Origin of the sequence: Neobacillus drentensis (assembly GCF_036965245.1) — a bacterium.
GTDB classification, from domain to species: Bacteria; Bacillota; Bacilli; order Bacillales; family Cytobacillaceae; genus Neobacillus; species Neobacillus drentensis_G.
On record NZ_JBALPG010000108.1, the window covers coordinates 1 to 21,220 of the forward strand.

Annotated in this window: 19 protein-coding genes; 17 read left to right on the forward strand and 2 right to left on the reverse strand. The window is 38.1% G+C overall.

Features of this window, described 5'->3' with window-relative positions; all coding sequences use genetic code 11:
- Positions 1–270 precede the first annotated feature (270 nt).
- From recA to V7150_RS19750, 10 genes are all read left to right on the forward strand, one after another.
- Complete coding sequence (gene recA / locus V7150_RS19705; protein WP_335521702.1) at positions 271–1,311, forward strand: recombinase RecA; 1,041 nt, start codon at positions 271–273, stop codon at positions 1,309–1,311.
- Between the two features lie 323 nt (positions 1,312–1,634).
- Positions 1,635–3,194 carry a ribonuclease Y gene (rny, locus tag V7150_RS19710; RefSeq protein ID WP_335521703.1) on the forward strand — a complete coding sequence of 520 codons (1,560 nt, stop codon included), beginning with the start codon at positions 1,635–1,637 and terminating at the stop codon, positions 3,192–3,194.
- 109 nt (positions 3,195–3,303) lie between these two features.
- Positions 3,304–4,101 carry a TIGR00282 family metallophosphoesterase gene (locus tag V7150_RS19715; RefSeq protein ID WP_335521704.1) on the forward strand — a complete coding sequence of 266 codons (798 nt, stop codon included), beginning with the start codon at positions 3,304–3,306 and terminating at the stop codon, positions 4,099–4,101.
- 178 nt (positions 4,102–4,279) lie between these two features.
- Positions 4,280–4,540 carry a stage V sporulation protein SpoVS gene (spoVS, locus tag V7150_RS19720; RefSeq protein ID WP_003211281.1) on the forward strand — a complete coding sequence of 87 codons (261 nt, stop codon included), beginning with the start codon at positions 4,280–4,282 and terminating at the stop codon, positions 4,538–4,540.
- 522 nt (positions 4,541–5,062) lie between these two features.
- Positions 5,063–6,799, forward strand: a complete 1,737-nt coding sequence (locus V7150_RS19725; RefSeq protein ID WP_335521705.1) for a 2-oxoacid:acceptor oxidoreductase subunit alpha — start codon at positions 5,063–5,065, stop codon at positions 6,797–6,799.
- Positions 6,800–7,666 carry a 2-oxoacid:ferredoxin oxidoreductase subunit beta gene (locus V7150_RS19730; RefSeq protein ID WP_335521706.1) on the forward strand — a complete coding sequence of 289 codons (867 nt, stop codon included), beginning with the start codon at positions 6,800–6,802 and terminating at the stop codon, positions 7,664–7,666.
- Positions 7,667–7,980: 314 nt separating this feature from the next.
- Complete coding sequence (gene miaB / locus V7150_RS19735; protein WP_335521707.1) at positions 7,981–9,525, forward strand: tRNA (N6-isopentenyl adenosine(37)-C2)-methylthiotransferase MiaB; 1,545 nt, start codon at positions 7,981–7,983, stop codon at positions 9,523–9,525.
- 1 nt (position 9,526) lies between these two features.
- A complete protein-coding gene (locus V7150_RS19740) occupies positions 9,527–9,982 on the forward strand; it encodes a RicAFT regulatory complex protein RicA family protein (protein WP_335521708.1) in 456 nt (151 codons plus the stop codon).
- A gap of 238 nt (positions 9,983–10,220) precedes the next feature.
- Positions 10,221–10,766 (forward strand): outer spore coat protein CotE, encoded by a 546-nt coding sequence (locus tag V7150_RS19745; RefSeq protein WP_335521709.1) that lies wholly within the window; start codon positions 10,221–10,223, stop codon positions 10,764–10,766.
- Positions 10,767–10,886: 120 nt separating this feature from the next.
- Positions 10,887–11,087, forward strand: a complete 201-nt coding sequence (locus V7150_RS19750; RefSeq protein WP_335521710.1) for a hypothetical protein — start codon at positions 10,887–10,889, stop codon at positions 11,085–11,087.
- 15 nt (positions 11,088–11,102) lie between these two features.
- On the opposite strand, the gene V7150_RS19755 is transcribed toward V7150_RS19750, so the two are convergent.
- Positions 11,103–11,654 carry a GNAT family N-acetyltransferase gene (locus V7150_RS19755; RefSeq protein ID WP_335521711.1) on the reverse strand — a complete coding sequence of 184 codons (552 nt, stop codon included), beginning with the start codon at positions 11,652–11,654 and terminating at the stop codon, positions 11,103–11,105.
- 81 nt (positions 11,655–11,735) lie between these two features.
- A complete protein-coding gene (locus tag V7150_RS19760) occupies positions 11,736–12,632 on the reverse strand; it encodes a LysR family transcriptional regulator (protein ID WP_335521712.1) in 897 nt (298 codons plus the stop codon).
- A gap of 190 nt (positions 12,633–12,822) precedes the next feature.
- Here V7150_RS19760 and hpaB point away from each other — a divergent pair, with 190 nt between their 5' ends.
- From hpaB to V7150_RS19795, 7 genes are all read left to right on the forward strand, one after another.
- Positions 12,823–14,304, forward strand: coding sequence for a 4-hydroxyphenylacetate 3-monooxygenase, oxygenase component (gene hpaB, locus V7150_RS19765; RefSeq protein ID WP_335521713.1), 1,482 nt, complete (start codon positions 12,823–12,825; stop codon positions 14,302–14,304).
- A gap of 130 nt (positions 14,305–14,434) precedes the next feature.
- The gene (locus V7150_RS19770) at positions 14,435–14,896 is read left to right on the forward strand and encodes a flavin reductase family protein (RefSeq protein ID WP_335521714.1); all 462 of its coding nucleotides are present in this window, start codon (positions 14,435–14,437) and stop codon (positions 14,894–14,896) included.
- Between the two features lie 29 nt (positions 14,897–14,925).
- Positions 14,926–15,822: an FAD synthetase family protein gene (locus V7150_RS19775; protein ID WP_335521715.1), complete on the forward strand. Its 897-nt coding sequence runs from the start codon at positions 14,926–14,928 to the stop codon at positions 15,820–15,822.
- A gap of 119 nt (positions 15,823–15,941) precedes the next feature.
- Positions 15,942–16,922 (forward strand): 3,4-dihydroxyphenylacetate 2,3-dioxygenase, encoded by a 981-nt coding sequence (gene hpaD / locus V7150_RS19780; RefSeq protein ID WP_335521717.1) that lies wholly within the window; start codon positions 15,942–15,944, stop codon positions 16,920–16,922.
- A gap of 220 nt (positions 16,923–17,142) precedes the next feature.
- Complete coding sequence (locus V7150_RS19785) at positions 17,143–17,967, forward strand: helix-turn-helix domain-containing protein (RefSeq protein ID WP_335521719.1); 825 nt, start codon at positions 17,143–17,145, stop codon at positions 17,965–17,967.
- A 220-nt stretch (positions 17,968–18,187) separates the two neighbouring features.
- Positions 18,188–19,660 carry an aldehyde dehydrogenase family protein gene (locus V7150_RS19790; protein ID WP_335521720.1) on the forward strand — a complete coding sequence of 491 codons (1,473 nt, stop codon included), beginning with the start codon at positions 18,188–18,190 and terminating at the stop codon, positions 19,658–19,660.
- A gap of 70 nt (positions 19,661–19,730) precedes the next feature.
- Positions 19,731–21,155, forward strand: a complete 1,425-nt coding sequence (locus tag V7150_RS19795) for a class-III pyridoxal-phosphate-dependent aminotransferase (RefSeq protein ID WP_335521722.1) — start codon at positions 19,731–19,733, stop codon at positions 21,153–21,155.
- Positions 21,156–21,220: the final 65 nt, after the last annotated feature.

A 21,220-nucleotide genomic window follows, 5' to 3' on the forward strand; every position in this document is an offset into this window, starting at 1 on the left:
ATACTAATTAGTGTTCTGTGATTCTTTGTTTATAAAAAATAAATTTTCAGATAAAAACAGAAAAATTGCGTTTCATAGGTAATATGTAAGAAAAAATACAAAAAGAGGGCTAATCTGCCTGTTATCCATGTATTAATTGTTAAAACAGAGCAGAATAAATGTTCGATTTTTTGCTCGACAAATTACTCAAAAGAGGTTATATTAATTATAGGTTTTACTTAATTATTTCGGCAAAAAGCTTGTGTTTATATATAAGGGAGGAAATAAAACGTGAGTGATCGTAAAGCGGCATTAGAAATGGCGTTAAAGCAAATAGAAAAACAATTTGGTAAAGGCTCCGTAATGAAAATGGGAGAGAAACAAGATACAAGAATTTCAACCGTTCCAAGTGGCTCTCTAGCGCTAGATGCAGCACTAGGAGTAGGCGGATACCCTAGAGGCCGTATAATTGAAATTTATGGCCCTGAAAGCTCTGGTAAAACAACCGTAGCTTTGCATGCAATTGCGGAAGTGCAAGCAAAAGGGGGACAAGCAGCGTTTATTGACGCTGAGCATGCCTTGGATCCGACTTATGCACAAAATTTAGGGGTAAACATTGATGAATTATTGTTATCACAGCCAGACACAGGTGAACAAGCACTTGAAATTGCTGAGGCACTAGTTCGAAGTGGTGCGATCGATATTATCGTAATTGACTCAGTCGCTGCATTAGTTCCAAAAGCGGAAATTGAAGGCGAAATGGGTGACACTCATGTAGGTTTACAGGCTCGTTTAATGTCTCAAGCACTTCGCAAACTATCAGGTGCCATCAACAAATCTAAAACAATTGCAGTCTTCATTAACCAGATTCGTGAAAAGGTCGGAGTTATGTTTGGAAACCCTGAGACAACACCAGGGGGACGTGCGCTCAAGTTTTACTCGACAATTCGTCTTGAAGTACGCCGTGCTGAAACGTTAAAGCAAGGTAATGACATGGTGGGAAATAAGACAAAAATAAAAGTAGTAAAGAACAAAGTGGCGCCACCATTCCGTATAGCTGAAGTGGATATTATGTATGGTGAAGGTATTTCGAAAGAAGGCGAAATCATCGATCTAGGCTCTGAATTAGATATCGTTCAAAAGAGCGGCTCATGGTATTCCTATAATGATGAAAGACTTGGTCAGGGCCGTGAAAATGCGAAGTTATTCTTGAAGGAAAACCCAGATGTTCGTCAAGAAATTCACCAAAAAATCCGTGAGCATTATGGTTTAGATGGTGATAAAGTGGTAACAGAATCAGAGGAAGATGAGCAGATTGATTTGCTAGATTAATTCAGTTGAGCAAAGCCCAATAAAGGGTTTTGCTTTTTTAACAGAATTACATAAAAATACAATTTATTAAATAAATATACAATATAAAACTGGAATAGTAAGTGGATATAGGATGTCAATTTCTAAATATTTCAAAATGCTTATTAGACTAAACCTTGACAATGAATATTCCCACCTTTACAATTAACATGTATATTTTACATTTTTGGAAATATTACAATGCGAAAAGCCTTGGTGCTTGCTGTATGTTGAGTCCTAAACAATGTACATGCCGACACTTAAAAAAAATGTAACAAAAGTTCATAGCAAGAGGAGGTGTAACGATGGAACCAATTACAATCGCCTTCATTTTGCTTGGCCTTTTCGTCGGTGCCGTTGTTGGCTATTTTGGTCATAAATCCATTGCTGATGCAAAAGTAGCAGGTGCAAAGAATGCTGCTGAACAAATTCTTGAAGATGCAAAACGTGATGCTGATTCAGTGAAAAAAGAAGCTTTGCTGGAAGCAAAGGATGAAATTCACAAGCTTCGGACAGAAGCAGAACGTGAGGTTCGTGAACGAAGAAATGAAATGCAAAAACAAGAAAACCGTTTACTGCAAAGAGAAGAGAATTTAGATCGAAAAGAGGAAACGTTAAACAAGCGTGAAAATCTTTTAGAAAAGAAGGATGATTCTCTAAACCAAAGACAACAGCATATTGAAGAGATGGAAAGCAAAGTGGACGAGTTGGTACGAAAACAACAGACTGAACTCGAACGAATTTCGAGCTTAACACGTGAGGAAGCAAAAGCGATCATTATTGACAAAATGGAACAGGAACTTACCCATGACACTGCGATAATGATAAAGGAAAGCGAGAATCGTGCTAAAGAGGAAGCCGACAAGAAAGCGAAGGAAATACTCTCGCTTGCGATCCAGCGTTGCGCTGCTGACCATGTTGCGGAAACGACTGTCTCTGTCGTCAACCTTCCAAATGACGAAATGAAGGGCCGGATTATTGGCCGAGAAGGACGAAACATCCGTACACTTGAAACGTTAACGGGAATTGATTTGATTATTGATGATACTCCTGAAGCTGTCATTCTATCAGGCTTTGACCCTATTCGAAGGGAAACTGCTCGTTTAGCACTTGAGAAGTTAGTTCAAGATGGACGTATCCATCCGGCACGAATTGAGGAAATGGTAGAAAAATCTCGTCGAGAAGTAGATGAGTATATTCGCGAAGTTGGGGAGCAAACCACTTTTGAAGTAGGAGTTCATGGACTACATCCAGATTTAATCAAAATTCTTGGCCGCTTGAAGTTCCGAACAAGCTACGGGCAAAACGTCTTAAAGCATTCAATGGAAGTAGCACAGCTTTCAGGGTTGCTTGCTGCTGAACTTGGTCAAGATGAAACGCTGGCCCGTCGAGCTGGCTTGCTTCACGATATTGGGAAAGCTATTGACCATGAAGTAGAAGGCAGTCATGTAGAAATCGGGGTAGAACTTGCAACGAAATACAAGGAACACCCAGTGGTGATCAATAGTATTGCTTCTCACCATGGAGATGCTGAGCCAACTTCTATTATCGCCGTACTCGTAGCTGCAGCAGATGCCTTATCAGCTGCAAGACCAGGTGCACGTAGTGAGACGCTTGAAAACTATATCCGTCGCCTTGAAAAGCTAGAGGAGATTTCTGAGTCTTATGAAGGTGTTGAGAAATCCTTTGCGATTCAAGCAGGGCGTGAAGTGCGTATTATTGTAAGGCCAGATACAGTTGATGATCTTGCTGCACATCGCTTAGCTCGCGATATCCGCAAGCGGATCGAAGACGAACTTGATTATCCTGGACACATTAAAGTAACAGTTATCCGTGAAACGCGGGCTGTAGAATACGCAAAATAAAGCGGTGCGAATGCACCGCTTTATTTATTGGTAACGCTTATCCGATTGGAAGATGTGAGATTGTGATACAAATTTTACAATAACAATTTTATTGATGAAAGGGGAAAAAATGAATCTACTTTTTATCGGCGATGTAGTCGGTTCACCTGGAAGGGAAATGGTAAAGGAGTTTTTGCCAAAATTAAAAGAAAAATTTCGGCCTCATTTTACAATTATTAATGGTGAAAATGCTGCTGGGGGCAAGGGGATAACAGAAAAAATCTATAAGGAATTTTTGGGCTATGGTGCACAGGCAATTACACTTGGGAATCATGCATGGGATAACAGAGAGATATATGAGTTTATCGGTTCAGCGAAAAATATGGTACGTCCGGCAAATTTTCCGGAAGGAACACCTGGAAATGGTTTGGCGTTTTTTAAAATGAATGAGTTAGAAGTGGCTGTTATTAATCTTCAAGGTCGAACATTTATGTCTCCATTAGATTGTCCTTTTAAAAAAGCTGACGAATTAGTTGAAATCGCCCGGGAGAGAACTCCATTTATCTTTGTGGATTTTCATGCTGAAGTAACCAGTGAAAAACTAGCAATGGGTTGGTATCTAGACGGTAGAGTGTCAGCAGTCGTTGGAACTCATACACATGTGCAAACAGCAGACAGCCGTGTTTTACCAGGTGGAACTGGTTATTTATCAGACGTAGGTATGACAGGTCCGTATGACGGGATCCTGGGGATGGAAAGAGAGGCTGTTCTTAAGAAATTCCTAACAAGTCTGCCCGTACGTTTTGAGGTGCCAAAATCAGGTCGTAATCAGCTCAGTGCGGTTAATATTGAATTAGATAGGAAAAGTGGTAAGTGTAATAATATTAAACGAATTTTAATAAATGATGACAATCCATTCTACAGTTAAGGGAAAACTTCTTACGGGGAGTTTTTCCCTTTTTTTGTTCCGTAATATCTTGACTTTTTTTGTCCAAGCCGGAATATGTCTTTTAACAACTGAATATAGTAGAAGTGGAATGTTATATACCTGATTTGTTCATGAAACTGCTCATGCGGGATCGGGATTTTCTAAGGAGGAGCTAGGAATGGAAATATTAAAAGTTTCAGCAAAATCTAATCCTAATTCTGTAGCTGGTGCACTTGCCGGAGTTCTGCGTGAAAGAGGTGCAGCAGAAATACAGGCTATTGGTGCAGGTGCATTGAATCAAGCCGTTAAGGCAGTAGCGATTGCAAGAGGATTTGTGGCACCTAGCGGAGTTGATTTAATCTGTATCCCTGCGTTTACCGATATTTTAATTGATGGGGAAGAACGCACAGCTATTAAGCTAATCGTAGAACCACGGTGAAAGAGATAGACTATTTTCCGGGGGCGAAACAAAAAGATACTTTCCTTTAACCTGCTTGAATATTTTCGAGCGGGTTTTTTGTTTGAAGAAGAATTTATTCATAAGGACTTTACCCATACTTTTCAAAACTAAAGAAACAGTTTAATTTTAAATTATAAAAATATTATTCTGATATATGAGAACAACATGTAAAAATATAAAAATGAACTTTTAAAAAAATTTGTCAAATAGCGTAATAATGAGTGTTTATATTGATTTCTGGTCTGTTTGCTCCTATGAAAAAAAAGGTGGTTTTCAAATAATAAAAAAATATTCATATTTTAGACAATATTTCGTGCCAAAGGGTTGCATTTTTTTGTGCTTAGGTCTAGAATTGTAAGCGTTTAGTACATATCCTCGATTCATTTTTTTAGCCTTTAATGTATTAAAAAGGCTAATGTCTAGTGAATTACTTGGATAAGTGCTACACTAATAAATGATTTAATCTACATATTTTTTACATATCCAAAGGGGTGTAAGCAAATGATCAATCAACTTTCGTGGAAAGTTGGCGGACAACAAGGGGAAGGTATTGAAAGTACTGGGGAAATCTTTGCAATCGCACTGAATCGCCTGGGATATTACTTGTATGGTTATCGTCACTTTTCATCTCGTATCAAAGGCGGGCATACAAATAATAAGATCAGAGTAAGTACAACAGAAGTTCGCTCTATTTCTGATGACCTTGATATCCTTGTAGCATTTGACCAAGAAACGATCGATGTAAACTACAAAGAGCTTCATAGCAAAGGGGTAATCCTTGCAGATGCAAAATTTACTCCGAAGAAACCAGAAGATACTGAAGCATTATTGTATGCGGTTCCTTTTACTGAAATTGCCACTGAGTTAGGTACTTCATTAATGAAAAACATGGTAGCAATCGGGGCAACTTCAGCTGTCTTAGATTTGGATATTCACGTTTTTGAAGAAGTAGTTCGAGAGATTTTCGGTAAAAAGGGCGACAAGGTTGTTGCTAAAAATATGGATGCAATCCAAGCTGGCTTTGATTATATGAAAGAAAAAATGAATGGAAATGTACCGACAATGGTACTTGAAAAAGCAGATGGTAAAAAGCGCATGTTCATGATTGGAAATGATGCAATCGCATTAGGCGCAATGGCTGCAGGCTGCCGATTCATGGCCGCATATCCTATTACACCTGCTTCTGATATTATGGAGTATTTGATTAAGAAACTTCCAGCCGTTGGCGGAACAGTAATCCAAACAGAAGACGAAATTGCTGCTTGTACAATGACAATTGGAGCAAACTACGGTGGAGTTCGTTCGATAACTGCATCTTCTGGTCCAGGATTATCATTAAAGATGGAAGCAATCGGACTAGCAGGTATTACAGAAACTCCGATAGTTATTGTTGACACGCAACGTGGAGGCCCATCAACAGGACTGCCAACAAAACAAGAACAGTCAGATTTAATGGCGATGATCTATGGTACTCACGGGGAAATTCCGAAAATTGTTATGGCCCCAAGTACGGTGGAAGAGGCTTTCTATGATACAGCAGAAGCTTTCAACCTTGCTGAAGAATATCAATGTCCAGTTATTGTTCTATCCGACCTTCAATTATCATTAGGTAAACAAACAGTAGAACCTCTTGATGCTTCGAAGGTTGAAATTAGACGAGGAAAGCTTGTTACAGAAGAGCTTCCAGAAATTGAAAACAAAGGTTATTTCAAACGATATGAAGTAACAGAAGATGGTATATCACCTCGTACGATTCCTGGTATGAAAAATGGTATTCACCATGTAACAGGCGTTGAGCATGCAGAAACTGGTAAGCCTTCAGAATCGGCAGCAAATCGAATTGCTCAAATGGATAAACGTATGAGAAAAGTAGAAAATATTCGTTTCAATACACCGGTATATAAAAATGCTCCACACGAAGATGCAGACCTATTGATTGTTGGTTTTAACTCTACTCGTGGTGCAATCGAAGAAGCTATGGTTCGTTTAGAAAAAGATGGATTGAAAGTAAATCATGCACAAATTCGCTTAATTCATCCATTCCCAGCTGACGAAGTTCTTCCACTTGTTCGCTCTGCGAAAAAAGTGCTTGTTGTAGAAAACAATGCAACTGGACAATTAGCAAATATCATGAAAATGAATATTGGAAATGCTGAAAAAATCACTAAATTTGTTAAATATGATGGCAATCCATTCCTACCTCACGAAGTACATTCAAAATGTAAGGAGTTGTTCTAAATGGCCACTTTTAAAGATTTCAGAAATGATGTGAAACCGAACTGGTGCCCTGGCTGTGGTGACTTCTCTGTACAGGCAGCAATGCAGCGTGCGGCAGCAAATGTTGGATTAGAACCAGAAAATTTAGCGGTTATTTCAGGGATTGGCTGTTCAGGACGGATCTCTGGATATATAAATTCTTACGGTTTCCATGGTATCCATGGCCGTTCACTCCCGATTGCCCAAGGTGTTAAAATGGCGAATCGTGATTTAACAGTTATCGCTTCCGGTGGTGATGGAGACGGTTATGCGATTGGGATGGGACATACAGTTCATGCCATACGTCGTAACATTGATATTACTTACGTTGTTATGGATAACCAAATTTATGGTTTAACAAAAGGACAAACATCACCACGTTCGGCCGTAGGGTTTAAAACAAAATCTACTCCAATGGGATCAATTGAACAAGCTATTTCGCCAATGGAAATGGCATTAACAGTTGGCGCAACCTTTGTTGCACAAAGCTTTTCAACTGATTTAAAAGACCTGACTGCCTTAATAGAAGCTGGTATCAAGCACAAGGGTTTCTCATTAATCAATGTTTTCAGCCCATGTGTAACTTATAATAAAGTCAACACATATGATTGGTTTAAAGAAAACCTTACAAAGCTTAGTGATGTTGAAGGATTTGATCCATCAAATCGTGAAATGGCGATGCAGACATTAATGAAGCATAACGGCTTAGTTACTGGGCTTATTTATCAAAACACTGAGCGTCCTTCTTACCAAGAATTAATTACTGGTTATGCTGAAGAACCATTAGTAGATGCAGAATTAAAGCTTGATCAAGCACACTTTGATAAATTAGTGGCAGAGTTTATGTAATGAATGAAGTTAAAATCCCGTGGAAATTGATCCGCGGGATTTTTCTGTCATGAGTGAATTGTGTCACAGCTAGCGTTGTTGTAATCGATTAAACTTATTAATTGGACTCCACAAATAATATGGAACTTTTCAAGTGCCTTTAAACATGCATGATTACAGGGATTTCTATTGTTTTCATATACGTAAACCTTTATACTATAATAATGTGCAGATAAGACATTAGTATTCATATCTTTTGGCACAGGAAAAAAATAATATTTAGAAATCTGATAGATGTAAACTAGGAAAATTTTTAAGAAAGGGGTTCTAAATAAATGAATGAAAAACAGCGATTAGAAGGTCAAAAAGTAGCAACAGCTAATTCTTCGGACAAAAAATCCGCCAAGGATTACAGCAAATACTTTGAGCAAGTCATTACGGCGCCTTCATTAAAAGAAGCAAAAAAAAGAGGTAAAGAAGAAGTAAAGTATCACAATGACTTTTCTATTCCTGAAGAATTTCGCGGAATGGGAGAGGGACGTAAGTTTTATATCCGTACCTATGGCTGTCAAATGAACGAACATGATACAGAGGTTATGGCAGGAATCTTTTTGGCATTAGGCTATGAGCCAACAGACAACACGGAGGATGCTAATGTCATTCTTTTAAATACATGTGCGATTCGTGAGAATGCCGAAAATAAAGTTTTTGGTGAACTTGGACATTTGAAAGCTCTAAAAATGGAGAAACCAGATTTACTGCTTGGGGTGTGTGGCTGTATGTCCCAGGAAGAATCTGTTGTTAACAAAATTTTAAAGACATATCACCATGTCGATATGATTTTTGGTACTCATAATATTCATCGCTTGCCAAATATTTTGAATGAAGCATATATGTCAAAAGAAATGGTTGTCGAAGTATGGTCAAAAGAAGGAGACGTCATTGAAAACCTTCCAAAAGTACGCCGTGGGAAAATTAAGGCATGGGTTAACATCATGTACGGCTGTGATAAATTCTGTACGTATTGTATTGTACCATATACTCGCGGGAAGGAACGCAGCCGCCGGCCAGAAGAAATTATTCAGGAAGTACGCCATTTAGCCGCCCAAGGTTATCAAGAAGTGACTCTTTTAGGTCAAAACGTAAATGCGTATGGAAAAGATCTAGAGGACACGAACTATGGCCTAGGTGACTTAATGGATGAACTCCGTAAAATTGATATACCACGCATTCGGTTTACAACAAGCCACCCGCGTGACTTTGATGATCGTTTGATTGAGGTACTTGCCAAGGGCGGAAACTTAATGGATCATATCCATTTACCTGTTCAATCCGGATCAACCGATGTCTTGAAAATTATGGCTCGTAAATATACTAGGGAACTATATTTAGAGCTTGTTCGAAAAATTAAAGCAGCTATTCCCAATGTTGCATTGACAACAGATATTATCGTCGGCTATCCGAATGAGACTGACGAGCAGTTTGAAGAAACGATGTCGCTCTATCGTGAAGTCGGGTATGAATTAGCATACACCTTTATTTACTCTCCTCGTGAAGGAACTCCAGCAGCTAAAATGGAGGATAACGTTCCAATGGAAGTAAAGAAAGAACGTTTGCAGCGTTTAAATGCACTTGTAAATGAGCTTTCTTTAGAAGCAATGAAGAAGCATGAAGGTCAAATTGTTGATGTTCTGGTTGAAGGGGAAAGTAAAAACAATCCTGATGTCCTTGCCGGGTACACGTCTAGAAACAAACTTGTAAATTTCGCAGCACCAAAATCGGCAATTGGAAAAATTGTAAAAGTAAAGATTACTGAGGCAAAAACATGGTCATTAAACGGAGAAATGGTGGAAGAATTTGAACCAGCAGAGGTGAACTAAAGTGACGAAGTATACAAAAGACGATATCGTCGCTCGTGCAACAGAATTAGCACATATGATTGCAGAAACAGAGGAAGTGGACTTCTTCAAACGGGCAGAAGCTCATATCCATGACAATCAAAAGGTTAAGACTTTAATCTCAGACATTAAGGGTTTGCAAAAGCAGGCAGTAAACCTGCAGCATTATGGAAAGCATGAAGCATTAAAAAAGGTTGAAGACAAAATTGCATCCATTGAACAAGAATTGGATGAAATTCCTGTTGTCCAGGATTTCAAACAATCACAAGTAGAAGTGAATGAACTGCTTCAGTTAATTGCTTCAACCATCTCGAATACGGTTACCGATGAAATCATCATTTCAACGGGTGGAGATGTATTAAGTGGCGAAACAGGTGCAAGCTTGAAAAATGGCGGCGGTGCTTGCGAAGGCCACGGTGATTGTGATCACGAGCATTAAAATTGTAAGCCAGGCTTCTGAACGAAGTCTGGTTTTTCTATTGTTAATTTTTCCTCGAAAAAATATCCGCGTAGAAACCTTCACTTTAAAGTACAGGCACAAAAGGCACACACCTATAAATCCCGCATAAAATGAACTATGACTAAACTTTTAACCAGTAATCACAAAATTATATATCACACTAGTCTAAAGAATAGCATAGGATGAAGTGAAACTGAATGAGGAGGGTTCGCGCGAAATGGGAGAATATAGAGAGATAATTACCAAGGCCGTAGTAGCGAAAGGACGGAAATTTACCCAGTCCAATCATACGATTAGCCCGGCACATAGTCCAACAAGTATTCTTGGCTGTTGGATTATCAACCATAAATACAACGCGAAAAAAGTCGGCAAGACCGTAGAGATACATGGCTCATATGACATCAACGTTTGGTACTCATTTAATGATAATACCAAAACAGAAGTAGTAACTGAACGGGTTCAATATACTGATGTCATTAAGTTAAAGTATCGTGACCATGATTGCCTCGATGACAACGAAATTTGTGCACGAGTGCTGCAACAGCCTAACTGTTGTGAAGCTGTCATTTCCCCGAACGGTAACCGTGTCATCGTCCATGTCGAAAGGGAATTCCTTGTAGAAGTGATTGGTGAGACAAAAGTAATTGTCCGTATTAGCACTGAAGGCAGCAAGGATAATGATGATGATTGGGGATTGGATGTTGACGACGAAGAATTCGAAGAACTAAATCCGGATTTCTTAGTTGGATCAGAAGAGGAATAAAGATACTAGGAAGGTAATACTTCCTAGTTTTTTCTCTTTCAGTACAATAATAATAGAGAATTTCTGATTTTAGAATGAGAAACTGTTAAAATCAGCAAGCTATTTCTAGGAGGTGCTAGTATGGAGCCAAGACAGCCTGGAAATAAAAACATTCCTAATTTTAATCAATTAAACGATCGGATTATTGCTGAAAGTTCACCTGCACCAATGTTAGTTATCAAAACAAATCTTGATCCAAAGGATGCTACTGAAAATAACCCGTATTATCAGGAGGGTGAGGTCAAAAGCCCGAAAGCGTTTAAAGATTATTTTGAGGAATGAAAAAAAGTCAGGAGCTTATTCCTGGCTTTTTTTCCATTCATGCTTTAAAAGAGATAATACATATGTATCATGAAATTGTTCATTTTGATGAATATAGCCTCGAAGTACACCTTCCTTTGTAAATCCTAGCTTAGTAAGCAAAGCTATTGATGCTTCATTTTCCGGGTAAACCACGGCCCCGACTCGATATAAATCCAATTGATTAAAACTAAAACGCAGTACTTCGTTAATTGCCTCAGTGGCATAACCCATTTTCCAAAAAGATGGATGCAGTTCATACCCGATTTCAGCCCGTTTATTCTTCAGATGTAAAGCATTAAGACCGACAGTTCCAATGATTCTTTGATTTTCTTTTAGTTTGATTCCCCAGCGGATTCCGCGTTTTTCAAGATAGTTCTTATGAAACATGTCAATTAATCTGGAAGCTTCTACTTGTAAAGTAAACCGATTTGTCCCATAAAATCTTGTCACTTCTTCTAATGATAAAATCTCGTAGAGGCTATCGACATGTAGCTCTGTTATTTCAATTAATTTCAGTCTTTTTGTTTCTAAAATAGGAAAATTCACGTTATCAGCTCTCTTTTAAACATAATGTAGTTTATTAACTCAATTTCCTCATAGAATTGAATCTAGGTCAATAGCAAAATATTATTTTGGTAAACAATGTTTTTCTGAATGTTTATAAAAGGTTTCGAGAAAACGTGCTGCACTTTTGGAAAGGCTGCGCTCTCTAAGCCAGATGACAGCTGCCTCTGATTCAATTGTACTATCTTCAATGTCAATTGTTTTTAAGCTAACTGGGGGGAATGAAAGTAAAGTGGATTTCGGGAGCAGGGCTGCACCAATTCCTGTCCTTACAAGTGATAAAAGCATGGCTGCATCAGCGCATTGACAAACTATGTTTGGATCAAAGCCGTGTCTTCTACATTCATCTACAACAAGTTCATACAAGCCGACCCCGCTGATTCGGTGTAAAAGCAATAACGGCATTTCTGCAATTTCCTTCATTTTTATCGTTTTTTTACTACTCCAGTTTTCGGGTATGACAAGTACAAATCGATCATTAGGGAGTGATAATGATGAAAAATCATTTAGGTCTAAGGGGAGACGAACAATGGCAAGTTCGATTTCCCGGTTTCTTATATTTTTAGCTAAACGAAACGAATCGCCTTCATGGAGACGAAAGGAAACTAGCGGGTAATGTTCACGGAAGTAGCGGATCTTCTCTGGTATGTATGAAAAGCATGTTTTAACAGAACCAATCGATAATAATCCCCTTATTCCCTCACCAAATTCCTTTACTTCTGTAACTGTTTCATCAAATCGCTGTAATATCTCTTGTGCTCTTTTATATAAAACTTTTCCCGCTTCGGTTAATTCGATGTTTTTTCCATTTCTGTCCATTAAAATAACACCAAGTTCTTGCTCAAGTAATTTAAGCTGTTGACTTAGTGGAGGTTGTGCCATATGGAGCTTTTTTGCTGCGCGTGTAATTTGACCTTCCTGTGCAATGGTCGAAAAGTACCTTAGTTGTTTTACATCCAAGAAAATATTCCTCCTTTATTAAGTATATTTTTTTCGTATCGAAGACCAATTTTATAAGTATTTTTCATATATCATAACACATGGTAAGTTAATATTGTAAGTAAATTCAGATAATTCTATTTTTAAGTAGTTACAATTAAAAATTAGAAGTGCATATTTAAAATAGGAGAAATCGAAGGGAGAAATGGACATGCCAGCTAAAACAGGAAAACAATATATTGACAGAGTCGATCAAGCGCAAGCCAATGTATGGATCAATGGGGAACAAGTGAAAGGAAAGATATCTGAGCATCCTGCATTTAAAGGGGTTATGAAATCGCAAGCCGAGTTATACGATATGCAGCAAGATCCAGCCAAAAAAGAGTATATGACCTATGTATCTCCAACATCAGGTGAAAGGGTTGGAACTTCATTTATTCAACCGAGAACAAAAGAAGATCTTGAAATACGTCGTAAAATGATCCAGGAATGGGCCAAATTTAATGGCGGGATGATGGGGCGTTCTCCTGATTACATAAATACAGGAATAATGGCATATGGCAGCGCATCTGATATGTTCGGAAAACAGGACCCGTTTTATGCAAAAAACATGCAAGAATACTATGAATACTGCCGCGAAAATGATCTGTCTTTAACACATACATTAATTCAGCCTCAAGTAAACCGTGCGGTCAATTCAGCGCAACTACCTGATCCATATATTGCTGCCCGGATTGTTGAAAAAACATCTGAAGGGGTTGTAATTCGTGGGGCAAGACTACTTGCAACACAAGGTGGAATTACGGATGAAATTATGGTATTTCCATCTACACTTTTAAAGCAGGTTGAGGAAGAAAACCCTTATGCCTATGCATTTTCCATACCGAATAACACTCCAGGATTAAAATTTATTTGTCGTGAATCATTTGATTATGGAAAATCAAATTTTGATCATCCACTAGGATCTCGTTTTGAAGAAATGGACACAATTGTTGTCTTTGATGATGTAGTAGTACCTTGGAATCGCGTGTTTGCACTAGGTGATGTAGGTATATGCAATCAAGCATACAACGAGAGTAATGCGGTTGTTCATATGACCCACCAAGTGGTTTCCAAAAACATCATGAAATCAGAATTTGTCTTGGGAATTCTTCAGCTAATGGTTGAAACCATTAATATCGGTCAATTCCAGCATGTTCAAGAAAAAATGTCCGAAGTAATTATCGTATTAGAAACCATGAAGGCATATGTGACGGCTGCAGAAGCTAATGCAAAAATTGATAATTGGGGAATCATGACACCAGATTTCACCCCATTAAATATTGCTCGCCACTATTTCCCTAAAATTTACCCTAGATTCAGCGAAATCATGCAATTATTAGGGGCTAGCGGTTTGATGGCCATTCCAAATGAAGCCGATTTCAATTCAGAGCTTCGTCCGGATTTGGATAAATATTTACAAGCTGCCAATGGGGATGCCTACAATCGTGTCAAACTTTACCGCTTGGCTTGGGATGTGTGCATGAGTTCATTTGGTTCAAGACAAACACTTTATGAGCGCTTCTTCTTCGGTGATCCAATCAGAATGGCCAGCAATTTATACAACGGATATGATAAACAAAAACAGGTTGACAACGTTAAAGAATTTCTGAACCGCTCAGAATTAATGCAAAATAAAGGAGTAATCCTTTAAGAATAGCTAACATGGGCCAGACCTTTCACGAATAAAAAAATTGCGTAGGTAATTTCTTAGATTTACTGATAGAAAGGTTTAGCCATTACTTAAAAACTTTTTTATATTAATAGATGGAGGCTTTATTTATATGGATGATCGCACATTTAGGAACGCCATGGGGAAATTTGCAACAGGTGTAACAGTTATAACAACAGAATTAGATGGCGAAGTATACGGTATGACCGCAAATGCATTTATGTCTGTTTCTCTTAATCCTAGATTGGTATTAATTTCCATTGGAGAAAGGGCAAAGATGCTGAATAAAATCAAAGAATCTGGGAAATTTGCTGTAAATATTTTGTCTGAGGACCAAGAAGAGTTATCAATGCTGTTTGCTGGGCAAATCCAGGAAAAACGCGATATTAAATTTGAGCCTTTAGAAGACCTGCCAGTAATCAAAGACTCATTGGTCAATATTTGCTGTAAGGTCTATAACCAGTATGTAGAAGGAGATCACACCTTGTTTATTGGAGAAGTGACGAATCTTGTCCTTAGAGACGGGACACCGTTAGCATTTTATGAAGGAAAATATCGTGAAATTGTAGGCTAAGCGACATTGTCCTTAGGGGAGGTGTATGGATGGAAACAATTTATATTGAGCATCCTATTTCGAATTCTGTGAAAACAGTGAAGGAGTCATGTGTGCTCGCACTTGGTTTTTTTGACGGTGTTCACAAGGGGCATCAAAGTATTCTAAAGACCGCAAAAGAAATAGCAAAACAAAAACAGCTTACCTTTGGTGTTATGACGTTTTACCCGCATCCACGTGAAATTGTCAATCCAAATCAAGCACCGATGAAATATTTAACGCCATTGCCAATAAAAAAAGAGCGCTTTCAAGAGATGGGTGTCGAAAAATTATTTGTTGTAAAATTCAATCCTAATTTTGCATCACTTTCCCCTGAAGATTTTGTCAATCAATATATTATTGGACATCGCTGTAAACATGTTGTTGCGGGGTTTGATTTCCATTATGGCCATAAAGGCAAAGGTAATATGGAAACTTTAATAGTAGAAGGTACTGGGAAGTTTTCAGTCACCATTGTAAAAAAAATAGAACACCACCATGAAAAAGTTAGTTCAACTGCAATAAGACAATTACTTTCTAGAGGGGAAGTAAGCAAAATACCATATTATCTTGGCGATTTATTTGAATTAAGAGGTAAAGTAAAGCAATCCTCACTTTTTTATAAAAATCATCAGTTCTTGAAAATAGCAATCGATGATGCATATATGACTCCGGCACCTGGAGTTTATAGAGTTCTCGTCGAATTAGAAGATAAAGAATTTGAAGGGATTTGTCATCAAATTACACATAAGGATAATGGGTCCTCTCTCTTAGTACATCTGCCAAATTGTTTTATGGATACTAGCCAGAAAAGAGTAAAAGTGAAATGGATGCAGCCCATTTGGGCGAAACAAAAAGAAGTGTATGATATGAGTCAGTATTATGTAAGTGACGAATTAGTTATTTAGTTAAACGAACATGGAAGTAACATTACTTGAATGGGGAGTCATGGGATTTAGACTCCTTTTAATATTGTCAATGATAGATAACGATTTAGTTCAATTATATAGAGAGAGGATGAATTTTTATGGGTAAGAAGGAGTTTGATATTGTCCGTTTACACCATGCCGAAATCACCGTGACAAATTTAGAACGTGCTCGTGAATTTTATTGTGACGGGTTAGGGTTATTTGAAACCGAATCCGACGAAAACCATCTATATTTACGTGCAATAGAGGATGCTAACCATCATTGCCTTGTGCTAACGAAAGGAAATCAAGCAAGCTTAAAGCATATTGCTTACCGGGTAAGTCGGGACCAAGATTTGGATGAATTAGACAAATTATTTACTAGATTAGGAGTGAAAAAATGCTGGATTGCTCCGAATGAAGAAAAAGGGCAAGGCCGTGCCCTTAGGATTCAAGACCCAGGTGGAATCCCAGTCGAATTTTTCTTTGAAATGGAAAAAGCCGAAAGGATGCTGCAGAAATATCACCTTCAAGGAAACGTAAAAATTAAACGGATTGATCATGCTAACTGTTTAATTACGAATATTGATGAATTGTATGACTGGTATAGTAACTACTTAGAATTTAAAACCTCGGAATATACCGTAAACGGTAAAGAGGAACATATTTGGGCTGCATGGATGCACCGAAAGCCAAGTGTTCATGATCTAGCGCTAATAAGTGAAAAGGGACCGCGCTATCATCATACAGGATTTTGGATGGATGATGCCAAAGCCATATTAGATGCTTGTGATCATCTTGCTTCACTAGGCTATTATGCAAACATTGAAAGGTCCCCTGGCAGACATGGAACTTCTAATGCCTTTTTTGTTTATTTGCGAGATCCGGATGGAAACAGGATTGAATTATACACTGGTGATTATTTTACTAATGACCCAGACTGGGAACCAGTTAAGTGGCATCTTGATAATCCGCAGCGAGCAACATTCTGGGGGGCGCTGCCACCTGACAGCTGGAAAAAAGAGGCAGTCCCAGTGGAGGATATATATACTGGACAATTACTGCCAGTTGAAACGATTAAAAGGTTTGAAAATATTTAATCTACTATCATAGGGAGTCCGTTTAAATGGATTCCTTTTTTGTTTAATTAATAGTCGATTTTAAAATGCTTGTCGTTAAAAACTGAATTATCAGAAAATATAATTGAAATCCCCTTGTGTTTCATATATGATATTGTATATGAAATGAAAATAAATCAGGATGTTTATTTGACGATTATAAAGCTACTAACCTGTTTAAATTCTAGGGGGTTGAGGCATTTTGTTAGATATTCAAAGAATGAATCCAAATTATTTCCATCCATTGCAACCTGAATTCGAAATGAATACTAGATATTATGTAGAACAAAAAGAAAGAGATAGGGAAAACCAATCTACCTTCTTATTCTACCAATTTAAAACGGATAAAGGTTTCGTCAATCCCATTTCAGTGATTCCAGATGGATGTATTGATATATTGTTTTGCTGTGACGAGCAGCAGCCTACTGCCAACGTTTGTGGCAGCGTTTTGCAAAGTAAATCAATAAATCTTAAAGCAGGATATGAATATTTTGGAGTTCGCTTCCTTCCAAAGCAGGAAACACAAAATTTAAACTGTCCAATGAGTGAGATGATTGAAAGGGAAGTACCGCTTACTGACATGATTTCAACAGGTGCTGCTGCCTTGGAAAAAGTTGTCAATGAACGTGACTTTCATAAACGAATCCAATTATTCAAGCAAATGATTGGCAGTACCATTTTCGCTTCAGGCAATTCCTCACCAAGTATCATAAAATATGCTTTAAATAAAATTTATTTATCAAAAGGAAATATTACTATTAATCAGTTAGCGGATGAAACTGGCTATTCAACTCGATACTTGCGTAAGCAATTTGAGGACAATATTGGAATTTCGCCAAAGTTATTTAGTCAAATTGTTAGATTTCAATATTCCTTATATATGCTCTTGAAAGATCATGATTATTCTATTAAAGATATTATTGTTGAAAATGGGTACTATGATCAAGCCCATTTGATTAATGAGTTTAAAAAATTTGGGAATCTAACACCTACAACATTTTCAAAAAAAATGGCGATTTCTATCTAAACGAATTTTAACTAAATACTAATTCAGGCAAGTTTCATTACGAGTGGGACTTGCTTTTTCTAATGGAAAAGTGGCGGTGCTCTGCAAAAACGTATCTGTTTCATCGAGTATTTTTAATATTCCGTTTTTTACAATAAAAAAATTCTCAATTTTGTTATTATTTTTTTGTGAACAAATGTAATTGCTATTCAGTGATATTTGAAAGGGGATATGAAAAGAAATGCCAGCAAAATATCAGTTATTTATTAATGGAAAATGGGTGGAAGCCTTATCGGGAAAAACATTTGAATCTATTAATCCTGGAACTGGGGAAGTTAACGCTTTGGTATCAGAAGCGGGTGCACAAGATGTAGACTTGGCAGTGAAAGCAGCCCGGAAGGCGTTTGAATCAGGACCTTGGGCGGAAATGGCACCAAGTGATCGAGGCCGTTTACTTTATAGAGCAGCGCAAAAAATGTGGGAAAAAGCTGATTTTTTAGCGGAAATAGAATCAAACGATAATGGATTACCAATAAATGAAACAAAATTTATTGCTATGCCTGCAACCATTGATGTTCTTGAATTTTATGCAGGTTTAGCCAATAAGGTCCAGGGAGAAACATTGGCTTCACCACTAAATCGTCTCAATTACACATTAAGGGAACCGCTAGGAGTCATAGGTGCTATTGTTCCATGGAATTTCCCCCTAATGCTTGCAATGTGGAAACTAGCTCCAGCCCTTGCAGCTGGTAATACGATTGTGATAAAGCCTGCTGAACAAACACCAATTAGTATCTTAGAGTTAGCTAAACTATTCCAAGAAGTGGGCATTCCAGATGGAGTCATAAATGTTGTTCCTGGATATGGCTCTATTGCCGGAGATGCTTTAGTATCCCATCCAGGAGTGGATAAGATTGCTTTTACTGGATCTACTCGAACAGGTCGACTAATCATGCAATCTGCAAGCAAGAATTTGAAACCGGTTTCACTAGAGCTAGGGGGGAAATCACCAAATATCATCTTTGATGATGCAAACCTTGAGAATGCCGTAAATATGTCTACTTTTGGTATTTATTTTGCTCAAGGGCAAGTGTGTGCAGCAGGTTCAAGACTGTTTGTTCAAGAATCAATCTATGACCGATTTATGGATCTTTTTGTGAAAAAAACCCAAGGGATTCAAGTTGGAAATCCCCTTGAAGCAACAACCCAACTAGGGCCACAAGTTTCAGAGCAACAATTAAAGACGATTGAAAAATATGTTGCAGCCGGTCTTGAGGAAGGAGCTAATTTGGTAACAGGGGGAAAGCGTTTTATGGAAGCTGGTAATGGTTACTACTATACCCCTACTATTTTTGAACATGTTACCAATGAAATGACAATTGCCCAAGAAGAAATTTTCGGACCTGTTGTGTCAGTCATCCGGTTTAAAGATGAGGCAGATGCCCTATCAAAAGCAAATGATACCATTTATGGTTTAGCTTCTGGGGTTTGGACGAATGATTTAAAGCGCGCGCATCGTATGGCCAGAGGTTTAAAAGCAGGTACTGTTTGGGTAAATACCTATAGCATGTTAGACAGTGCAGCACCTTTCGGCGGTACAAAACAAAGTGGATTTGGCCGTGAATTAGGTGTACAAGCGATGGATTTATATACCCAAACAAAGCATGTGTGGGTTGATCTAAATGAAACAGCTTTAAACTGGTATGGTGGATAATATAAAACTAGCAATTATTCGGTCTTACAAATAATTTTTTCAATATTTCACTAAGAGGAGGAAATAAGTCATGACTCAAACGTACTGGAAGCAAGTAGAAGAATGGGATAAAAAATATATTCTAAGAACGTTTTCCACACAGGAAGAATACCAGCCTATCCCAATTGAATCAACGGATGGTGATTACCTCATCATGCCGGATGGTACTAGATTATTAGATTGCTTTAATCAACTATATTGTGTAAATGCAGGTCAAAAGAATGAAACAATTAATAATGCTATTAAAGAAGCACTAGACCGATATGGGTTCCTGCAAGACGCCTATACGACAGACTATAAGGCGAAAGCTGCGAAATTGCTGATTGAAGACGTCCTTGGCAATGAAAGCTGGCCGGGGAAAGTTCGCTTTGTATCAACAGGAAGTGAGGCGGTAGAAACCGCGCTTATGATTGCAAGATTATTTAAAAATAAACCTCTAGTAGTAACAAGAGAGTATGCCTATCACGGCTGGACGAAAGGATCATCGTCTGTAACTAGATTAAAAGGAAGCAGGAGTGGTGTAACAGAATCCACTCCAAATACCCGCCCACAGCATGTACCTGGACAAGACAACGGCTTAGTTGCTGTTGCACCGTCACCAAATTGTATGCGCTGTTCATTAGGACATAAGTACGGCTCTTGTCATGATAATAATGGCGAATTAGCCTGTGTAAAATATACTAGAAGAATGATTGAAAACCAAGGACCTGAGCAAGTTGCAGCTGTTATTACCGAGATTACCCAAGGAGCCGGCTCTGTTCATCCGCCAGATGAGTATATTCCACAAATTCGCCAAATGACAAAAGACCTGGATGTATTATGGATTGCTGACGAAGTGTTAACAGGATTTGGCCGTACTGGTGAAATGTTTGCTTATCAGCACTATGGTGTTGAGCCTGACATTGTTACTATGGCAAAAGGAATTTCAAGCTCTGCCATCCCAGCTGGAGCGGTTGTTGTAAATAAAGAGATTGCTGAATTTATGGACCAGTATCGCTGGGAGACAGTATCAACGTATTCAGGTCACCCTATTGCTATGGCAGCTGTTTGTGCAAATATTGAATACATCATCAATGAAAATCTTGTGGAAAAAGCAAAACAAACAGGTGACTATTTCCAACAAAAATTATTAGACCTTAAGGCTAAGCATCGCTGTGTCGGTCAAGTGGCAGGTTACGGGGTTCTTTGGATGGTTGAACTTGTAAAGGATGACAAGATGACGCCGTTTGTAGAAATTGACCGGAACTTTACTCATGAGGAGGATCCAAGTACGTTCCCTTCAACGATTATCAGAACAAAAGCGATCGAAAAAGGAGTACTTATTGGAGGTGTTATGCCAAATACATTAAGAATTGGTACATCATTAAATATAAGCCAGGAAGATATCGATAAGGCCATCGATGCATTGGATTATGCGCTAAGTTATTTAGAAAGCCATCAATTACAAACTAGCTAACCTATTCAAATCAATCTTAATATTAAGGGAAGATACCCTATTTGATGACTTAAAATTTCTTTTAA

What these genes read in the sequence shown, in the direction of transcription:
- rny (WP_335521703.1), top strand. Translation starts at nt 1,635, where the DNA reads ATGGAACCAATTACAATCGCCTTCATTTTGCTTGGCCTTTTCGTCGGT.
- V7150_RS19715 (WP_335521704.1), top strand. Translation starts at nt 3,304, where the DNA reads ATGAATCTACTTTTTATCGGCGATGTAGTCGGTTCACCTGGAAGGGAA.
- spoVS (WP_003211281.1), top strand. Translation starts at nt 4,280, where the DNA reads ATGGAAATATTAAAAGTTTCAGCAAAATCTAATCCTAATTCTGTAGCT.
- V7150_RS19725 (WP_335521705.1), top strand. Translation starts at nt 5,063, where the DNA reads ATGATCAATCAACTTTCGTGGAAAGTTGGCGGACAACAAGGGGAAGGT.
- V7150_RS19730 (WP_335521706.1), top strand. Translation starts at nt 6,800, where the DNA reads ATGGCCACTTTTAAAGATTTCAGAAATGATGTGAAACCGAACTGGTGC.
- miaB (WP_335521707.1), top strand. Translation starts at nt 7,981, where the DNA reads ATGAATGAAAAACAGCGATTAGAAGGTCAAAAAGTAGCAACAGCTAAT.
- V7150_RS19745 (WP_335521709.1), top strand. Translation starts at nt 10,221, where the DNA reads ATGGGAGAATATAGAGAGATAATTACCAAGGCCGTAGTAGCGAAAGGA.
- V7150_RS19750 (WP_335521710.1), top strand. Translation starts at nt 10,887, where the DNA reads ATGGAGCCAAGACAGCCTGGAAATAAAAACATTCCTAATTTTAATCAA.
- hpaB (WP_335521713.1), top strand. Translation starts at nt 12,823, where the DNA reads ATGCCAGCTAAAACAGGAAAACAATATATTGACAGAGTCGATCAAGCG.
- V7150_RS19770 (WP_335521714.1), top strand. Translation starts at nt 14,435, where the DNA reads ATGGATGATCGCACATTTAGGAACGCCATGGGGAAATTTGCAACAGGT.
- V7150_RS19775 (WP_335521715.1), top strand. Translation starts at nt 14,926, where the DNA reads ATGGAAACAATTTATATTGAGCATCCTATTTCGAATTCTGTGAAAACA.
- hpaD (WP_335521717.1), top strand. Translation starts at nt 15,942, where the DNA reads ATGGGTAAGAAGGAGTTTGATATTGTCCGTTTACACCATGCCGAAATC.
- V7150_RS19790 (WP_335521720.1), top strand. Translation starts at nt 18,188, where the DNA reads ATGCCAGCAAAATATCAGTTATTTATTAATGGAAAATGGGTGGAAGCC.
- V7150_RS19795 (WP_335521722.1), top strand. Translation starts at nt 19,731, where the DNA reads ATGACTCAAACGTACTGGAAGCAAGTAGAAGAATGGGATAAAAAATAT.